This is a genomic window from Streptomyces sp. NPDC047042, from assembly GCF_040644035.1.
GTDB lineage: Bacteria > Actinomycetota > Actinomycetes > Streptomycetales > Streptomycetaceae > Streptomyces.
The window spans coordinates 1-1172 of sequence record NZ_JBEYVP010000124.1 but is presented as its reverse complement, the minus strand read 5'-3'; the positions used below and the strand labels follow the sequence as shown (position 1 = coordinate 1172).

Here is a 1172-nt window from a genome sequence, read left to right as displayed (position 1 = left end):
GGCCGCTGGTTTCGCAACTGCGCCCGGAATTCGATGAAGACCGCTTCGTCGCCCAGATGCACCGCCAGATCGCCCAGGGCTGCCGCGCCACGGTCGCCTTCGACGAGGACGGCGCGCCGCGCGCGTTCGCCTGCTGGCGGGTGATGGAAATGCTGGCGGTGGGCCTGCACGTGTACGTGGACGATTTGATCGTCGACCAGACCGTGCGCAGCCGCGGTTACGGCAAGGCGATGCTCGACTGGCTCAAGGCCGAGGCCAAGCGCTTGGGCTGCGCGCGATTGCAGTTGGATTCGGGCACGCAGCGGCAGGACGCGCATGCGTTCTATCTGCGCGAACGGCTGCGGATCGAGGCGTTTCACTTCGGGGTGCAGTTGGACTGACATCGCGGCATTGCGCTGAAGTCTCTGGATCCCCGCCTTCGCGGGGATGACGGCATGGAGCGGCGCGGCGAAACCGACTTGCCGCGAAACCCACCTACCGTCATTCCCGCGAAGGCGGGAATCCAGGGCTTCATCGAGACATGACTCTGAAGTCTCTGGATCCCCGCCTGCGCGAGGATGACGATTAGGAAGAGACGTCGCGAAAGCAGATCGCCGCGTCAGGCAACGACGGAACTACGCACGCACAGCCCTTCGATCGCCCACAATTGCTTTGCCGACCCAGCCCGCCCGGCACGCGCGTTCTGGCGGCGGGCCTGCTAGGGTGGCCCGTGCCCACAGGGGGCGACTACTGCAGGGATGGAGTCGATGACACGCATGCCCGGTTTGCGCGCTGTCTGCGTTGGCGGTTTGTCCCTGGCGCTCGCCGCGCTGCTCGCCGCCTGCGGCGAACCGGCGGCCAATGTCGCCGAGCCCAAGGCCTACGATCGCCTCGGCGTGCAGGTGCAGATTCCCGGCAACTGGAAGCTCGCCGACGACCAGCGCCTGGGCGGCGTGCACTACCTCACCGTGGAGAGCCCGGGCACGGCGGTGTTCATCGCCATGGTCCAGTCCGATCGCAACCGCGAACTGGAAGAATTCGCCCGCAGCTTCTCGGCCGAGGCCGACAAACAGTTGCCCAACGCGCTGGAGCATCAAGGCCGATGTGCCACCGCCGCGCCGGGGACCTGGAGCAGGCCGAGAAGGGCATGCGGCATGTCGGGGAACAGAGCCTGCGCAAGCGTGGATTCCGGC

2 protein-coding genes are annotated in these 1172 nt (G+C 67.0%); both read left to right on the top strand.

Annotated features, from left to right (window positions below; genetic code table 11):
* A partial coding sequence (locus ABZ855_RS48395; protein WP_360820484.1) for a GNAT family N-acetyltransferase occupies positions 1-380 on the top strand: 380 nt, incomplete at its 5' end.
* 366 nt (positions 381-746) lie between these two features.
* Positions 747-1172, top strand: a 426-nt coding sequence (locus ABZ855_RS48390) for a hypothetical protein (protein WP_360820481.1), incomplete at its 3' end; no start/stop codon positions are given.